Source organism: Streptomyces noursei ATCC 11455 (genome assembly GCF_001704275.1).
Taxonomy (GTDB): Bacteria; Actinomycetota; Actinomycetes; order Streptomycetales; family Streptomycetaceae; genus Streptomyces; species Streptomyces noursei.
This window is the reverse complement of sequence record NZ_CP011533.1, coordinates 7672924-7688204: the sequence shown is the minus strand read 5'-3', so window position 1 is coordinate 7688204 and position 15281 is coordinate 7672924. Positions and strand designations below refer to the sequence as shown.

The 15281-nt window shown below is 74.1% G+C and carries 11 protein-coding genes and 1 pseudogene; 2 read left to right on the top strand and 10 right to left on the bottom strand.

The window, feature by feature from the left end; genetic code table 11:
* Nucleotides 1–112 precede the first annotated feature (112 nt).
* Both SNOUR_RS32800 and SNOUR_RS32795 read right to left on the bottom strand, forming a co-directional pair.
* Nucleotides 113–739 (bottom strand): annotated as a pseudogene (locus SNOUR_RS32800) (chorismate mutase); the annotation flags it as partial.
* A gap of 124 nt (nt 740–863) precedes the next feature.
* Nucleotides 864–1562, bottom strand: coding sequence for an alpha/beta fold hydrolase (locus SNOUR_RS32795; RefSeq protein WP_067354302.1), 699 nt, complete (start codon nt 1560–1562; stop codon nt 864–866).
* A gap of 121 nt (nt 1563–1683) precedes the next feature.
* Here SNOUR_RS32795 and paaK point away from each other — a divergent pair, with 121 nt between their 5' ends.
* A complete protein-coding gene (gene paaK / locus SNOUR_RS32790; RefSeq protein WP_067354299.1) occupies nt 1684–3021 on the top strand; it encodes a phenylacetate--CoA ligase PaaK in 1338 nt (445 codons plus the stop codon).
* A gap of 2 nt (nt 3022–3023) precedes the next feature.
* Here paaK and SNOUR_RS32785 read toward each other — a convergent pair whose 3' ends face one another.
* The 7 genes from SNOUR_RS32785 to SNOUR_RS32755 form a co-directional block, all read right to left on the bottom strand.
* Entirely contained in the window at nt 3024–3824 is an 801-nt protein-coding gene (locus SNOUR_RS32785; RefSeq protein ID WP_067354296.1) for a VOC family protein, read from the bottom strand.
* A gap of 69 nt (nt 3825–3893) precedes the next feature.
* The gene (locus SNOUR_RS32780) at nt 3894–5465 is read right to left on the bottom strand and encodes a fatty acyl-CoA synthetase (RefSeq protein ID WP_067354295.1); all 1572 of its coding nucleotides are present in this window, start codon (nt 5463–5465) and stop codon (nt 3894–3896) included.
* A gap of 54 nt (nt 5466–5519) precedes the next feature.
* Nucleotides 5520–6542 carry a tetratricopeptide repeat protein gene (locus SNOUR_RS32775; RefSeq protein ID WP_067354292.1) on the bottom strand — a complete coding sequence of 341 codons (1023 nt, stop codon included), beginning with the start codon at nt 6540–6542 and terminating at the stop codon, nt 5520–5522.
* Nucleotides 6532–7143 carry a hypothetical protein gene (locus SNOUR_RS32770; protein WP_067354290.1) on the bottom strand — a complete coding sequence of 204 codons (612 nt, stop codon included), beginning with the start codon at nt 7141–7143 and terminating at the stop codon, nt 6532–6534. Before SNOUR_RS32770 ends, SNOUR_RS32775 begins: the two co-directional genes overlap by 11 nt.
* A gap of 200 nt (nt 7144–7343) precedes the next feature.
* On the bottom strand, nt 7344–8894 hold the full coding sequence (locus SNOUR_RS32765) for an acyl-CoA synthetase (RefSeq protein WP_067354288.1): 1551 nt from the start codon (nt 8892–8894) through the stop codon (nt 7344–7346).
* 75 nt (nt 8895–8969) lie between these two features.
* Nucleotides 8970–10088, bottom strand: a complete 1119-nt coding sequence (locus SNOUR_RS32760) for an NAD(P)H-dependent flavin oxidoreductase (RefSeq protein ID WP_067354285.1) — start codon at nt 10086–10088, stop codon at nt 8970–8972.
* Between the two features lie 71 nt (nt 10089–10159).
* Nucleotides 10160–11740, bottom strand: a complete 1581-nt coding sequence (locus tag SNOUR_RS32755; protein ID WP_067354283.1) for a phytoene desaturase family protein — start codon at nt 11738–11740, stop codon at nt 10160–10162.
* Between the two features lie 195 nt (nt 11741–11935).
* Here SNOUR_RS32755 and SNOUR_RS32750 point away from each other — a divergent pair, with 195 nt between their 5' ends.
* Entirely contained in the window at nt 11936–13234 is a 1299-nt protein-coding gene (locus SNOUR_RS32750; protein ID WP_067354281.1) for a glycoside hydrolase family 27 protein, read from the top strand.
* 55 nt (nt 13235–13289) lie between these two features.
* Here SNOUR_RS32750 and SNOUR_RS32745 read toward each other — a convergent pair whose 3' ends face one another.
* The gene (locus SNOUR_RS32745; RefSeq protein ID WP_067354279.1) at nt 13290–15278 is read right to left on the bottom strand and encodes a serine/threonine-protein kinase; all 1989 of its coding nucleotides are present in this window, start codon (nt 15276–15278) and stop codon (nt 13290–13292) included.
* Nucleotides 15279–15281: the final 3 nt, after the last annotated feature.

Genomic DNA, 15281 nt, shown 5'->3' with positions numbered 1-15281 from the left:
GCCGGGCGGCGGGCGCAACGTCGCGGACCCCGGGTCGCGTCCACTGTGCGGACACGGCCCATCGGACAGACCCCAGGGCGCTTTCCGACGGATCTCCGCCAGAAGCGCCCCAGCCTCCGCAGACCGAGCGCAGCGATCGGGCCAGCCCCGCCGCGTGCAGCGCGTCCAGCCGGCGCTCGTGGCCCACCCACAGCGCGGACAGCGCCAGCCGCGGCGCGCAGCCGGGCGCCGTGCGGGCCCGCGGGGACGCGGCGACGGCCCGCACCAACTCCCCGTTGATGCGGTTGATCTCCGTGCGGATCCGCGCGAGGTCCGGCCGGGTGGTGGGTGCCTGCGCCGGGTCGGCGGTCCAGCGGCGGTACAGGCCGCGCTGGACGACCTTGCTCGCCTCGATCTGGTCCCGGAAGATCCGCACGGTCGCGGCCGGGTCGGCACCCAGCCGGCGGGCCAGGGCCGCCACCGCGTCCAGCACCTCCCGCTCCCGCGCCGGGTCGTCGATCGGGCTGCCGGTGCCCCACTTGGCGGCGGCCACCAGATCGGCGGCGGCCAGCCGCTCGGCGGAGAGCGCGACCAGCGGCCGGAGTTGCCCGATCGGCGCGGGTGCGGCGCCGACCGGCGCGCTCACCGGTCGCGCGGCCCCGGCGGCCGGCGCCGCGACGGCGCTCCCGGCCCCGGCGAACAGCACGGCCGCGGCGGTCCCGGCGAGCAGCGCACGGCGTATCGAGGTGGTCACCTGCACATCGAGCCTTTCTCGGAACCGCGGCCCGGCGAACGGCGCGCGGGCCACGGGGGGGTGCGGATGCCGGGAGCCTACGGCCGCCCCGGCCGCCGCGCCAGGCGCCGTGCGCCGCCCCGCCGGGCTCTCACCGGCCGCCCGCCAGGAACGACGTGACCGCCGCCAGGTACGCGGCCGGCCGCTCCTCGTGGACGAGGTGGCCGGCGTCCTCGATGGTGACCAGGCGGGCGTCGGGGATGGCGCGGGCCAGTTCGGCGAGATGGTGCTGGGGGATGTGGCTGGTGGGGCCGCCGGCGATGACGAGGGTGGGAGCGGTGACGGCGGGCAGGCCGTCGCGCCAGTGCGGGGCGGGGGCGTTCCGTTCGGCCACCACGGCGATCTTGGCCTGCCAGTCGAACGTCGGCGGGCCCGGCGGCGGCTCGGGGACCTCCTGCGGCGGGTCGGCCGGGACCGGCGGGGCGGGCTCCTCCAGGATCAGGCGGGAGACCAGGTCCGGGCGGTGGGCGGCCAGCAGGAGGGCGGCGGTGGCTCCCGCGGAGTGGCCGATGAGGGTGGCGGGGCCGAGGCCGAGCGTCTCGACGAAGCCGATCGCGTCGTCCCGCCAGCGCTCGAAGCCGTACTCCCCCGGCCAGTCGCTGCGGCCGTGTCCGCGCTGGTCGAGGGCGAGGACCCGGTGCGTGGTGGCCAGTCGCCCGACCACGCCGCGCCAGTCCTCGCCGTCCTCCCCGAGGCAGTGCAGCAGGACCGCCGGCGGCGCGTCCGCCGCGCCCCACCCGCGGTATGCCAGCCGGACGTCGCCCACCTGCACCTTCCGTATGTCACCCATGCGCCCGACGCTACCCGTGGGCCTTCCTCGGCACGCCCCTTGACGTGTTCGCCGCGCGCTGATTACTTGGACCCGCACGCAGCTACCGAATGATCGGTAGGGAGACGAGGCGGTGAGATCCATGCCGGAGACGGCGACGGACAGCGGGGCGAACCTCGGGACCTGCGGGACCGACTGGTGCGACGACGCGGAGCGGCTCTCGACGGACGCCCTGCACACGCTCCAAGTCACCCGGCTACAGACCACGTTGCGGCACGCCTACGAACACGTCCCCTTCTACCGCGAGGCGTTCGACCGGGCGGGGGTGCGGCCCGAGGACTGCCGCTCGACGGCGGACCTGGCCCGCTTCCCGTTCACCGTCAAGGACGATCTGCGGGCGCACTACCCGTTCGGGATGTTCGCCGTCCCCAAGGAGCGGGTGCGGCGGCTGCACGCCTCCAGCGGCACCACCGGGCGGCCGACGGTCGTGGGCTACACCGAGCGGGACCTCTCGGACTGGGCGGACCTGGTGGCCCGTTCGATCCGCGCGGCGGGCGGCCGACCGGGGCACACCGTCCACATCGCCTACGGCTACGGGCTGTTCACCGGCGGACTCGGGGCGCACTACGGCGCGGAGCGGCTCGGCTGCACGGTCGTACCGGCGTCCGGCGGGATGACCAGCCGTCAGGTGCGGCTCATCCAGGACTTCCGCCCCGAGATCATCATGGTCACGCCGTCCTACATGCTCACCCTGCTCGACGAGTTCGAGCGGCAGGGCGTGGACCCCCGTTCGACCTCGCTGAAGGTCGGCATCTTCGGTGCCGAGCCCTGGACCCAGGAGATGCGCCGGGAGATCGAGGAGCGGTTCGCCATCGACGCCGTCGACATCTACGGCCTGTCGGAGGTGATGGGCCCCGGCGTGGCACAGGAGTGCGTGGAGACCAAGGACGGACCGCACATCTGGGAGGACCACTTCTATCCCGAGGTGGTCGATCCGATCACCGGGGAGGTGCTGCCGGACGGCGAGCACGGCGAACTGGTCCTCACCTCCCTGACCAGGGAGGCGATGCCGGTCATCCGCTACCGCACCCGGGATCTGACCCGACTGCTGCCCGGCACCGCCCGCCCGGCCTTCCGCCGCATGGAGAAGGTCACCGGGCGCAGCGACGACATGATCATCCTGCGCGGGGTCAATCTCTTCCCGGCGCAGATCGAGGAGATCGTGCTGCGCACCCCGGGGGTCGCCCCGCACTTCCAGCTCCGGCTGACCCGCGAGGGCCGGCTGGACGAGCTGACCGTCCGCGCCGAGGCCCGGCCGGGCGCCACGGCGGACGACCGGACGGCCGCCGCCGACCGGATCGCCCGCGGCGTGAAGGACGGCATCGGCGTCACGGTCGCCGTCGAGATCGTCGATCCGGAGACGCTGGAGCGCTCGGTCGGGAAGTTCAAGCGCATCGTGGACGCGCGCCGGAGCGGGTGACGTCAGGTCATCGACGGGTCCCCCTTGATCAGCGCGAAGGGGGCGCCCGCCGGATCCATCAGCATCGCCAGCCGGCCGACGCCGGGCACGTCCATCGGGGCGATGAGCGGCGTGCCGCCGTGCTGGACGGCGGCGTTGAAGGTGGCGTCGCAGTCGGTCACGCCGAAGTACGGGTGCCACTCGGGCGTCGAGCCGGCGTCCAGATTCTCCTGCGGGAGCTGCATGATGCCGCCGTGCGCGGTGTCCTCGCCCTGTCCGGCGCCGGGGGCGGAGGCGATGCTGTAGACGGGGCCGCCGCCCATCGGCATGTCCTGGTAGGTCCATGAGAACACCGAGCCGTAGAACTCCTTGGCCGCGGCGGCGTCGGTGGTGTAGAGCTCCGTCCAACACAGGGTGTCGGGCTCCATCACCGCCTCCAGGCCCTTGACCTCGCCGGGCTGCCAGACGGCGAAGTCGGCGCCGGTCGGATCGGTGAGCATGGCCAGCCGGCCGGCGGTGAAGACGTCCATCGGCGCGACCCGGACCCGGCCGCCGGCCTGCTCCACCGCCTTGCAGGTGGCGTCCGCGTCCGCGGTGTGGAAGTACGGCGTCCAGGACGGGCTCGCGCCCTCCTCCGTCAGCGGACCGACCGCGCCGACCGTTCTGCCGTCGAGCTGGAAGAAGCCGTAGCCGCCGCTCTCCGGGCCGGCCGACTGGAAGGTCCAGCCGAACACCGCGGAGTAGAAGGCCGCGGCGGCGTCGACGTCGGGCGCGCCGAGGTCGAGCCAGTTCGGCGAGCCCGGGACGAAGTGGGTCGTCAGCATCAGAGGAACTCCCATCACGCGCTGGTCAGTACCGATTCCCAGCATGGCAGCGGGCACTGACAGCCGCCCTCAGCGCGCCGCCCGGCGGGTGTCGAACCGCTCGCGCAGCGCACGCTTGAGGACCTTGCCGGAGGCGTTGCGCGGCAGCGCGTCCACGAACTCCACCCGCTTGGGCACCTTGAACGGCGCCAGCCGGGCCCGCGCCGCCGCGATCAGCTCCGCCTCCCCGACCACGCCGTTCTCCTCCGTGCCGTCGGTCCGCCGGACCACCACCGCGGTCACCGCCTCGATCCACCGCTCGTCCGGCAGCCCGATGACCGCGACCTCGGCGACCTGCGGATGTGCGTAGAGCACGTCCTCCACCTGGCGCGAGGCGACCAGGACGCCACCGGAGTTGATGACGTCCTTGACCCGGTCCACCACCGTGAAATAGCCCGCCGCGTCCCGGACGGCCAGGTCCCCCGAGTGGAACCAGCCGTCCCGGAACGCCTCCGCGGTCTCGCCCGGCTTGTCCCAGTAGCCGGTGCACAGCTGCGGCGAGCGGTAGACGATCTCGCCGCGGGTGCCGTCCGGCACCTCCCGGCCGTCCTCGTCGACCACCCGGGCCTCGACGAACAGCACCGGACGGCCGCAGGACTCCATCCGGCCCTCGTGCTCGTCCGGGCCCAGGACGGTGGCCAGCGGGCCGATCTCGCTCTGGCCGAAGCAGTTGTAGAAGGCGAGGTGCGGCAGCCGGGCGCGCAGCCGTTCCAGTACGGGCACCGGCATGATCGAGGCGCCGTAGTACGCCTTGCGCAGCCCGCCGAGGTCCCGGGTGTCGAAACCGGTGTGGTGGGCCAACGCGATCCACACCGTGGGCGGGGCGAACAGGCTGTCCGCCTCGCCCGCTTCCACCAGCGCGAAGATCCGCTCCGGATCGGGCCCGTCCAGGAGGATGTTCTCCGCCCCCACCGCCAGATAGGGCAGCAGGAAGACGTGCATCTGCGCGGAGTGGTAGAGCGGCAGCGAGTGGACGGGGCGGTCGCTCTCCTTGAGGTCGAGGGCGACGATGGCGCTGGTGTACTCGTGCACCAGCGCCCGGTGGGTCATCATCGCGCCCTTGGGGAGCGCGGTGGTGCCCGAGGTGTAGAGCAGCTGGACCAGGGTGTCCTCGGACGCCTCGGGCAGCGCACCGGCGCCGGCCGCCCCGTCCTCCGCCGGCCGCTCCGCCAGCCGCTCCAGCAGCCCGTCGGGCGCGCCGTGCAGGGGGACGGCCCGGGTCCCGGCCGGCAACCGGGACGCCAGCGCGACGTCCGTGAGCACCAGGGCGCTGCCGGACTGGTCCAGGAGGTACGCCAGTTCCTCGCCGGTGAGGCCGTGGTTGACCGGTACGTGCACCAGCCCGGCGCGGGCGCAGGCCAGGAAGCCGATCAGATAGGCGTCGGAGTTGTGCCCGTAGGACGCCACCCGGTCGCCGGGGCGCAGTCCCTCGGAGCGCAACACCCGCGCGGCGGCGGTCACCGCGTCGTCCAGTGCGCGGTAGCTCCAGCTCCGCCCCGCGTACCTGATCGCGGTCCGCTCCGGCACCCGGCGCGCGCTGCGCCGCAGGACCCCGTCGACCGTGTTGCCGCGCGCTCCGGGCGCGTCCGTCGCATCCGTCATGCGGCGATCCTGCGGTGCGCCCGGGGGCCGGTCAAGGTACGGGACGGGGGCGGGTCACGGCACGTCGTCGGCGGGTGCCGCGCCGTGCCGCAGGACGGCGAGCCGGTCCGTCAGGGCCCGGGTGGTGGCGTCGTCCGCCCCCAGGACCCGCACGCAGTCCGCGAGGGCGTGCGCGTACACCTCCCGGGTGCGGTGCGCGTCCTGCCCGGCGGACTCCTCCCACACGGCGAGGGAGGAGGCGACGTTCTTCTTCACCCGGGCCTCGCCGGACGCGTCGCCGAGGGTCCGGAACTCGGCCAGGGCCTGCCAGGACGCCGCCAGCGCCCGCTCGATCCGGCCGTCCTGGGCCAGCGCCCCGGCGAGGTTGGTGAGCGTGCGGGCCCGGCCGTGCCGGTTGCCCGCCGCCGCGAACCGTTCGACCGCCTGCTCGTACGCGCGCACGGCGTCCGCGGACAGCCCCGCCGCCAGCAGGGAACTGCCGAGGTTGGAGAGCACCGCGCCCTGCCGCGGGTGGTCCGCGGGCAGGTCCGCGCTGGCCTGCCGGCCCAGGTCGATGGCCTCCGTCAGGTCGCCTTCGTAGCCGGCGCGCTCGTAGCGGATGCGCAGGGCGCTGCTGAGGCTGGCGAGGGCGGCGGAGCGCTGGGGCAGACCGGGCGGGATGCGGACCGCCGCCTCGCGCCCCAGGACGATCGCCTCGTCGAGGTCGTCCCAGTTGCCGGTGTACTCGGCCCGGGCGTGCAGGGCGCCGATCAGGTTGGGGATGGTGGCGGTCAGCTCGGGGTGGCTGCCCTCGGGCAGTTGGGCGGTGTGTGCCGTCTGCGCCTCCCGGAAGCAGTGGATGGCGGCGTCCAGATCGGCTACGGAGGAGGTGAGTTGGAAGCGGACCATCCGGATCAGGCCCAGGTTGGACAGGATGGTGATGCGCAGCGGTCCCGGAGGGGTGGCGGTGAGCACCTTGTCCAGGGTGGCGATGGCGTCGTCCGTCTCCTCCAGCCCCCGGTGCAGCCGGCGCGGGGATTCCAGGATCTCCGCGGCCCGCAGTGCCGTCGCCGGATCGACCCCGTGGTCAGTGCTCATCGTTGCGCTTCCCGTCTTCGGCATGCCGCTGGTCGAGTACCGCGGTGATCCAGATGCGCGCCAGCCCCTCGTCGTAGAACTCGATGGTCTCGGTGCCCCGTTGTACCCGGATGACGACCCGGGGGTCCCGTTGCGACGGTACGCCGGGGGGCTGCGACGGGGGCGGCGCGCCGCCCGGGTCGGCCGGCGGATGGACGTGCACACCGCCGTTGATGGCCCCGGCCTGCACCGTGGGGCCGAGGAGGCGGGCGTGTCCCTCGACGAGGTTGCCGCCCCCCGTCCCCGTGGCCGGGGCGTCCGCCGGTGGCCGCTTGGTGCGGTACCACAGCAGCTCCCACCACTGGGCGGAGCGCGGCAGATGGGCACCGTCGCTGGCCTGTCGGGCGAAGCCGTCCAGCAGTTCGACGAAGGCCAGCAGGACGGCGCACGAGGCGGGCACCGCGCCGGCGTGGAACCAGCCGTGGACGGCCGACGGGGTCGGCCACTGGCTGACCGGCAGCTGCCCCTGGGACAGCTCGACGAGCTTGTCCACGGCCGGACTTCCGGCCGCGCGGTACAGCTGCCGCAGCTCGTCCCCGAGGTCTTCCGCCGGTTGTTCCACCTGTTCGACTTCCCCCTGAGGACCGTGTGCGCACTCCGATGAGTTTCCTCGGCACGAGCCGTGTCAGGGGTCCAGGTTAGGGCCTGTCCGATGGGTCAGGGTCGGCGGACCCGGCCATGACCCATCGGACAGGCCCTAGCCGTTGCGGCCGGAGCGGCTCGCGTCGCCTCGGGGGTGGGGCGTGCGGTGCGGCCGTCGGTTCACACGGCGCGCTCCCGGCCCTCCCAGTACGGGTCGCGCAGCCGTCGCTTGTAGAGCTTGCCGTTGGGGTCGCGGGGCAGGGCGGCGGTGAAGTCGACGGAGCGGGGGCGCTTGTAGCCGGCCAGTCGGCGGGCGCAGTGGTCGAGGATCTCGGCGGCCAACTCCGGGCCGGGCAGGTGGCCTTCGGCGGGCTCGACGACCGCCTTGACCTCCTCGCCCCAGTCGTCGTGCGGGATGCCGAAGGCGGCGGCGTCGGCGACGGCCGGATGGGCCAGGAGCGCCGACTCGATCTCGGCGGGGTAGATGTTCACCCCGCCGGAGATGATCATGTCGATCTTGCGGTCGCGGAGGAAGAGGTAGCCGTCCTCGTCGAGGTAGCCCAGGTCGCCGACGGTGAAGAAGTCGCCGATGCGGTTCTTCCGCGTCTTGCCCTCGTCCTTGTGGTACGTGAAGCCGCCGGTGGTCATCTTCATGTAGACGGTGCCGAGTTGACCGGCCGGCAGCCGGTTGCCGTCGTCGTCGAAGACCGCGAGCTCGCTGATCGGCCAGGCCCGGCCGACCGTGCCGGGCTTCTTCAGCCAGTCCTCTGCGGTGGCGAAGGCGCCGCCGCCCTCACTGGCCGCGTAGTACTCCTCGACGCAGCCGCCCCACCAGTCGATCATGGCGCGTTTGACGTGGTCGGGGCAGGGCGCGGCGCCGTGGATGGCATGCCGCATCGACGAGACGTCGTAGCCGCGGCGGACCTCCTCGGGGAGCGCGAGGAGACGGTGGAACTGGGTGGGGACCATATGGGTGTGGGTGCAGCGGTGCCGGGCCATCAGGCGCAGCATCTCCTTCGGCGTCCACTTGTCCATGAGGACGACGCGGTGCCCGATGTGCAGGGAGGCGCCGGCGAATTGCAGGACGGCGGTGTGGTAGAGCGGCGAGCAGACCAGGTGGACGTTGTCGTCGAACGGCCGGATGCCGAAGATGCCGAGGAAGCCGCCGAGGAAGGTTTCCTCGGGGGGCTTGCCGGGCAGCGGGCGGCGGATGCCGCGGGGGCGACCGGTGGTGCCGGAGGTGTAGTTCATCACCCAGCCCAGGGTCCGGTCGGCGGGCGCGGACTCGGGCTCGCCGTCCAGGAGTCGGGCGTACGGGCGGAAGCCGGGGACGGCGCCGACGGCGTAGCGCCGCCCGGCCGCCAGGCCCGCCTCGTCGGCCGCCTGCCGGGCCGCGTCGCCGAACCGCTCGTGGGCGATCAGCACCTTGGCGCCGGAGTCGGCCACGATCCAGGCGATCTCCGGGCCGACCAGGTGGTGGTTGACCGGGACGAGGTAGAAGCCGGCCTGGGAGGCGGCGAGGTAGGCGGTGAAGAACTCCACGCCGTTGGGGAGGACCACGGCGAAGGCGTCGCCGCGCTCCAGGCCGGCCGCGCGCAGCCCGTGGACCAGCCGGTTGGCGGCGGCGTGCAGGCGGCCGGCGGTCCACTCCTCGCCGTCCGGCGCGATCAGGACCGTCCGGCCGGGGTCGGCGGTGGCCTGCGCCCAGAAGCCGTTGGGGGTGTCGGTCATGGTCGGGTCCTCCTCGGGCAGTGACGAATCGGCGGATCGGTGGATCGTCGGATCGCCTGACGGCGGATCGGTGGATCAGGCGCGTCCGGCGATGCGGTTGATGCGGTCGATGGCCCGCTCGAAGCCGCGGGTGAGGTCGTCGAACACCGCCTGGACGCTGCGCTCGCTGGTCATCCGGCCGACGATCTGGCCGACCGGGGTGCCCAGCAGCGGCTCGACCTCATGGCGCTGGATGCGGGAGTTGGCCTCGGCGACCAGCAGCCCCTGGAGCGGCATCGGGAGGGCGCCGGGGCCGTCCGGGTCGTCCCAGGCGTCGGTCCAGGCGGTGCGCAGCTGGCGGGCGGGCTTGCCGGTCAGGGCGCGGGAGCGGACGGTGTCGCCGGGGCCGGCGGCGAGCAGCTTCGCGGTCAGTCGCCGGGAGTGCAGATCGGCCTCCTCGGTGGTGAGCCAGATCGAGCCGAGCCAGACGCCCTGGGCGCCCAGGGCGAGTCCGGCGGCGATCTGCTCGCCGGTGCCGATCCCGCCGGCGGCGAGCACCGGCAGCGGATCGACGGCGGCCACCACTTCCGGGGTGAGCACCATGGTGGCGATCTCCCCGGTGTGGCCGCCGGCCTCGTAGCCCTGGGCCACGACGACGTCGATCCCGGCGGCCTTGTGGTGCAGCGCGTGGCGCGGGCTGCCGGCCAGGGCGGCGACCCGGACGCCGTGCCGGTGGGCGCGCTCGACGACGTCGGCGGGCGGGGAGCCGAGGGCGTTGGCGAGCAGTTTGACGGGGTAGTCGAAGGCGACGTCGAGCTGGGTGCGGGCGACCTGCTCCATCCAGCCGGTGATCCGCCAGCCGGACGCCTCGCCGGGGGCGAGCGGCGGCACGTCGTACGTGTCCAGGAGCGCCGCGACGTACGCGCGGTGCTCCTGCGGGATCATCGCCTCGACGTCGTCCTCGCTCAGTGTCTGGCCGTTCGGGGCCTCGACCTTCTTGGCGGGCATCACCACGTCGAGGCCGTACGGCAGTCCGTCGGTGTGCTCCTGCATCCAGTCCAGGTCGCGGGCCAGTTCACCGGGTGCGGTGTAGCGGACCGCGCCGAGCACCCCGAACCCGCCGGCCCGGGTGATCGCGGCGGCCACCGCGGGGAACGGCGTGAACCCGAAGACGGCGTGCTCGACTCCCAGCGCGTTGCTCAGCTCCGTCTGCATGGGCGCAGGATGCCGCAGCGGGCCGCACGAGGGAAGAGAGTTTCTGATGCTACGTCAGAAACTGGTCGCCCTCACCGCACCCCCGGCTCCTCCAGCACCGCCATCGCCGCGTTGTGGCCGGGGATGCCGCTCACCCCGCCGCCGCGGAGCGCGCCCGCGCCGCACAGCAGGACGTTGGCGTGGCCGGTGGCGACGCCCCAGCGGGCGGCGGCGGTACCGAGGTCGTCCGCGTCGTCGGCGTAGGGGAAGGCCAGCTCGCGGTGGAAGATGTTGCCGCCGGGCAGGCCCAGTTCGCGGTCGAGGTCGAGGGGACTGCGCGCCTCGACGCACGGGCGGCCGTCGGCGTCCTCGGCCAGGCAGTCGGCGAGCGGTTCGGCCAGCTGCGCGTCGAGTTGGGCGAGGGTGGCGGCCAGCAGCTTGTCGCGGGTGGCCGGTTCCTCGGCCGTGTCGGCGGCGAACAGTCGGGCCGGGGTGTGCAGTCCGAACAGGGTGAGGGTGTGGTGGCCCCGACGGATCAGGTCGGCGCCCAGGATGGAGGGGTCGGTCAGGGAGTGGCAGTAGATCTCCGAAGGCGGCGTGCTGGGCAGCCGGCCGGCCGCGGCCTCCCCGTGGGCGGTCTCCAACTGGTCGTACCCCTCGGCGATGTGGAAGGTGCCGGAGAACGCCTCGCGCGGGTCGGTGCGCGAGTCGCGGAGCCGGGGCAGCCGGGTGAGCAGCATGTTCACCTTGAGCTGGGCGCCCTCGACGGGCGGCGGCGCGGGCTCGCCGAGCAGCCGGGCCAGCTCCCGGGGCGCGGCGTTGACCAGGACGTGGCGGGCGCCGATCGTGCCGCACCCCTCACCGGTGACCTCCGCGGTGCGGCCGTCGGTGGCGAGGGCGGTGACCGGGCAGCCGGTGACGATCTCGGCGCCGGCCCGGCGGGCGGCGTCGGCGAGCGCGTCGGTGAGGGCGCCCATCCCGCCGAGGGGGACGTCCCAGTCGCCGGTGCCGCCGCCGACGACGTGGTAGAGGAAGCAGCGGTTCTGACGGAGCGTCGGGTCGTGGGCGGTGGCGAAGGTGCCGATCAGCCCGTCGGTGAGGACCACGCCGCGCACCAGGTCGTCGCGGAAGGTCTTCTCGATCAGCTCGCCCAGGGGCCGCTCGAAGAGGGCGTGCCAGGTGGCGTCGTCGTCGATCCGGGCACGGAGCCCGGCGCGGGTGGGCAGCGGTTCGGTGAGCGTGGGGAAGACCCGCTCGGCGAGCCGGCGGGTGGTGGCATAGAAGTCCTGCCAGGCGTCGAACTCCCGGTCGGAACCGGTGAGTTCGGCGAACGAGGCCCGGGTGCGCGCGGCCCCTCCGCCGACCAGCAGGCCGGTGGGTCGACCGGCGCGCACGACCGGGGTGTACGAGGAGACGGTGCGCTTGCGGACCGCGAAGCGGAGCCCGAGGTCCCGCACGATCTTCGGCGGCAGCAGGCTGACGAGGTAGGAGTAGCGGGACAGTCGGGCGTCGATCCCGGTGAAGGCCCGGGTGGAGACGGCGGCGCCGCCGGTGTGGTCCAGCCGCTCCAGCACCAGCACGCTCCGCCCGGCGCGGGCGAGATAGGCGGCGGCCACCAGTCCGTTGTGCCCGCCGCCGACGATGACGACGTCGTACGAAGTCCGTTCCGGCATGCCTCTTGGTAGCACGGAGGTCCGGCAACCACCAGGGAGGAAACGCGCGGCGCCGGCCGAATGAATCGTTTGTTCCGGGCGGTGCGGCTTCTTGACCGCTCGTCGGTCCGCTTCTAGCGTCCGGCCGTGCGCGCCCTGGAACCGCCCCCGTCGGCCGTTCTCACCGGCCGGCCCACCCGCCACGTGAGGTGACCTGTGTCCCATCCGTCGGTATCCCGCATCGGCCGCACCCTCCTCGGACTCACCACCGTCGCCGCCTGTTCGGCGGGGCTGCTGGCGACCACCGCGCCGGCCTCCGCCGCCCGCGCCCCCGGCACCGCCCACGCGTCCGACTACCCCAACCTCGCCCCCACGCCCCCGATGGGCTGGAACAACTGGTCGTACTACCAGTGCGGCGGCCTCAACGAGCAGGTGGTCCTGGACAACGCGCGGGCGCTGGTCCGCAGCGGGCTGGCGCACAAGGGCTACCGCACCGTCACCGTCGACGACTGCTGGATGGCCAAGGAGCGCGGCCCCCAGGGCGAGCTGGTCGTCGACACGGCGAAGTTCCCGCACGGCATGGCGTACGTCGGGCAGCAACTCCACCGGATGGGGCTGAAGTTCGGCATCTACGAGGACGTCGGCAAGCTGACCTGCGGGAAGTACCCGGGCAGCCTCGGGCACTTCGAGCAGGACGCCAAGCTCTTCGCGAGCTGGGGCGTGGACTACCTCAAGGCCGACGGCTGCAACGTCCCGGTGCCCTCGGGACAGAGCAAGGAGAAGGTGTTCCACGAGCTGTACACGCAGCAGAGCCGGGCGCTGCGGGCCACCGGGCGGCCCATCACCTTCTCGATCTCCGCGCCCGCCTACTTCCAGTTCGCCGGGGACGCGGTCTGGCACCGGGTCATCACGTGGTCCGGGCAGCTGGGCAACCTGTGGCGGGGCGGCGCGGACATCGCGCTGCGGCAGAGCACCCCGGCCGCGAAGTGGGCGTCCATCAGCGGCAACTTCCGCTACAACGCCAACCTCGCCGACCTCCAGCGCCCCGGGCGCTGGAACGACCCCGACTTCCTGCTGGTCGGCGACTCCGGTCTGAGCCGCGACGAGATGCAGAGCCAGATGTCACTGTGGGCGATGATGGCCGCGCCGCTGATCTCCAGCACCGACCTGGGCAAGCTCTCCCCGGCGGCGCTGGCGGTCCTCGGTAACCGCGAGGTGATCGCGGTGGACCAGGACCCGCTGGGCGTCCAGGGCCACATCGTCCAGCAGGACGGTGACGCGGCGGTGCTGTCCAAGCCGCTGCGGAACGGCGACCGGGCGATCGCGCTGTTCAACGGCGGCAGCACCGCCCGCACGCTGTCGATCACGGCGGGCGCGGCCGGGCTGCCGGCGGCGCAGTCCTACCGGCTGCGCGATCTGGTCACCGGGCGCAGCGTGCGGACCGCCCGGACGATCATCGCCCGAAAGGTTCCGCCGCACGCCACCGTGCTCTACCGGGTCCGACCGGAGCACTGATCCTGCGGCCCCTGCGAGCCCCTGTGTCGTCCGCAAGGGCCCGCAGGGGCGTCCGCTACCGCCGGTGTCCGGCGCGCTCCCGGCGCAGTGCCGCGACCCGGCGGTGCAGCGCGTCCGCCTCGTCCGTCCGCCCCAGCCGCGCCAGGCACTGGGCCTGCTCGCCGCGGCTGGCCAGCGCGTCGAGGTGGGCCGGGCCCAGGGTCCGGGCACGGGCGTCGGCGACCTGGCGGTAGACGTCCAGCGCCTCGGCCCAGCGCGCGAGCCGGCCCAGCGCCACGGCGACCTCCCGGCGGCTGGCCAGGGTGTCGGGATGGTCGGCGCCGAGCACCCGGGAGCGGGCCGCGGCGACCTCGCGGGCCTCGGCCAGCGCCTCGTGCCAGCGGTCCTGGCGGCCGTAGTTGACGCCCAGGCCGTGCCGGGCGCGGAGGGTCTCCGGGTCGTCGGGGCCCTGGGCGCGGGTACGGGCCGCCACCAGGTCGCGGTAGTGGGCCAGCGCCTCCGCGCTGCGGCCCAGCCGGCCCAGGGCGACACCGGTCTCGTAGCGGGCGGCGAGGGTGTCCGGGTGGTCCGGGCCGAGCGCCGCCGCGCGCCCCGCGGCCACCCCGTGATAGGCCGCGAGCGCCTCCGGCCAGCGCCCCAACTGCCCTGACACGAAGGCATGTTGCCAGCGCGAGGCGAGGGTGTCGGGGTGGTGGGCGCCGAGCACCCGGGCGCGCGCCTCGGCGATCTCCCGGGCGGCGGTCCGGCACTCCTCCAGGCGGCCCAGCCGGCCGAGGCCGACCGCGAGGTGGTGACGGCAGCCCAGGGTGTCGGGGTGGTCCGGGCCGAGCAGCCGCTCGCGCCCGGCCAGCACCTCGGTGAAGAGCTCCTGCGCCTCGAAGTGCCGGCTGGCCCGGGCCAGGGTGTGGGCGTGCGCCAGCCGGCCGGCCAGGGTGGCGAGGAGGGCGTGGTGGTCGCCGGGCGGGCTCGACCGGTCGGGGCCGAGGGCCGGGGACGCCTCGCCGCGCTGCGGGTCGCGGGCCGAGGTCCAGACGTCGGTGAGGACCGCGACCGCCGGGTCCGTCCAGGGGCGGTGCGGCCCCCGGGTGCCGACGGCCGGGGCACCGGCGGTGATCCCGCGGGTCCAGGAGGGCAGCCGCGGGGTGGGCAGCGTCAGGTCGTCCGGCGCGGGGCCGGCGCCGCGCGGGGGGCGCCGGTGGCGGGCGTCCGCCAGCCGCTTGGCGAGCTCGTCGGCGTCCCGCGGGCGCTCGTCCGGGTCCTTGGCGAGCAGGTCGAGGACGATCCGCTCGTACGCCTCGGGCAGATCGGGGCGGACCGCGCGCGGCGGTTCCGGGGGCGTGTCGCGGTGGCCGACCAGCACCGCCCAGGCGTCGCCCTGGGCGAACGGCGGGGCGCCGGTGGCGATCTCGTACAGCACGCACCCGAGGGAGTACAGGTCGCTGCGGTGGTCGACGGTGCCGCCGCCGATCTGCTCGGGCGACATGTAGTGCGGGCTGCCCATGGCGACGCCGGTGCCGGTGAGCCGGGCGGTGAAGCCGATGTCGTGGCCGAGCCGGGCGATGCCGAAGTCGCAGATCTTGACCGTGCCGTCGGTGGTCCGGACGATGTTGGCCGGTTTCAGGTCGCGGTGCACCACGGCCTGTTCGTGGGTGTAGGCGAGGGCGGCGGCGATCTGCTCGGCGACCTCGATGACGTCCGGGACGGGCAGCGGCTGGCGCCGGTTGTCGTCCAACAGCTGACTGAGGTTACGGCCGTTCAGCAGCTCCATGACGATGAAGAGGATGCCGTCGTCCTCGCCGAAGTCGTGCACGACGGTGATCCCGCGGTGCTGCAGTGCGGCCGCGACCCGGGCCTCGCGCCGGAAGCGCTCCCGCAACACCCGTAGGAATCCGGGCTCCTGGCGCTGCCCCATCGGCTTGAGGCACTTGACGGCGACCAGCCGGCCCAGCGCCTCGTCGCGGGCCCGCCACACCTCCCCCATGCCGCCGCGCCCGATGGTGTCGAGCAGCCGGTACCGCCCCTGGATCAGCCTGTGCTCCGCCATCCC

What these genes read in the sequence shown, in the direction of transcription:
- SNOUR_RS32760 (WP_067354285.1), bottom strand. Translation starts at nt 10,088, where the DNA reads ATGCAGACGGAGCTGAGCAACGCGCTGGGAGTCGAGCACGCCGTCTTC.
- SNOUR_RS32765 (WP_067354288.1), bottom strand. Translation starts at nt 8,894, where the DNA reads ATGACCGACACCCCCAACGGCTTCTGGGCGCAGGCCACCGCCGACCCC.
- SNOUR_RS32795 (WP_067354302.1), bottom strand. Translation starts at nt 1,562, where the DNA reads ATGGGTGACATACGGAAGGTGCAGGTGGGCGACGTCCGGCTGGCATAC.
- paaK (WP_067354299.1), top strand. Translation starts at nt 1,684, where the DNA reads ATGCCGGAGACGGCGACGGACAGCGGGGCGAACCTCGGGACCTGCGGG.
- SNOUR_RS32785 (WP_067354296.1), bottom strand. Translation starts at nt 3,824, where the DNA reads ATGCTGACGACCCACTTCGTCCCGGGCTCGCCGAACTGGCTCGACCTC.
- SNOUR_RS32745 (WP_067354279.1), bottom strand. Translation starts at nt 15,278, where the DNA reads ATGGCGGAGCACAGGCTGATCCAGGGGCGGTACCGGCTGCTCGACACC.
- SNOUR_RS32780 (WP_067354295.1), bottom strand. Translation starts at nt 5,465, where the DNA reads ATGACGGATGCGACGGACGCGCCCGGAGCGCGCGGCAACACGGTCGAC.
- SNOUR_RS32775 (WP_067354292.1), bottom strand. Translation starts at nt 6,542, where the DNA reads ATGAGCACTGACCACGGGGTCGATCCGGCGACGGCACTGCGGGCCGCG.
- SNOUR_RS32755 (WP_067354283.1), bottom strand. Translation starts at nt 11,740, where the DNA reads ATGCCGGAACGGACTTCGTACGACGTCGTCATCGTCGGCGGCGGGCAC.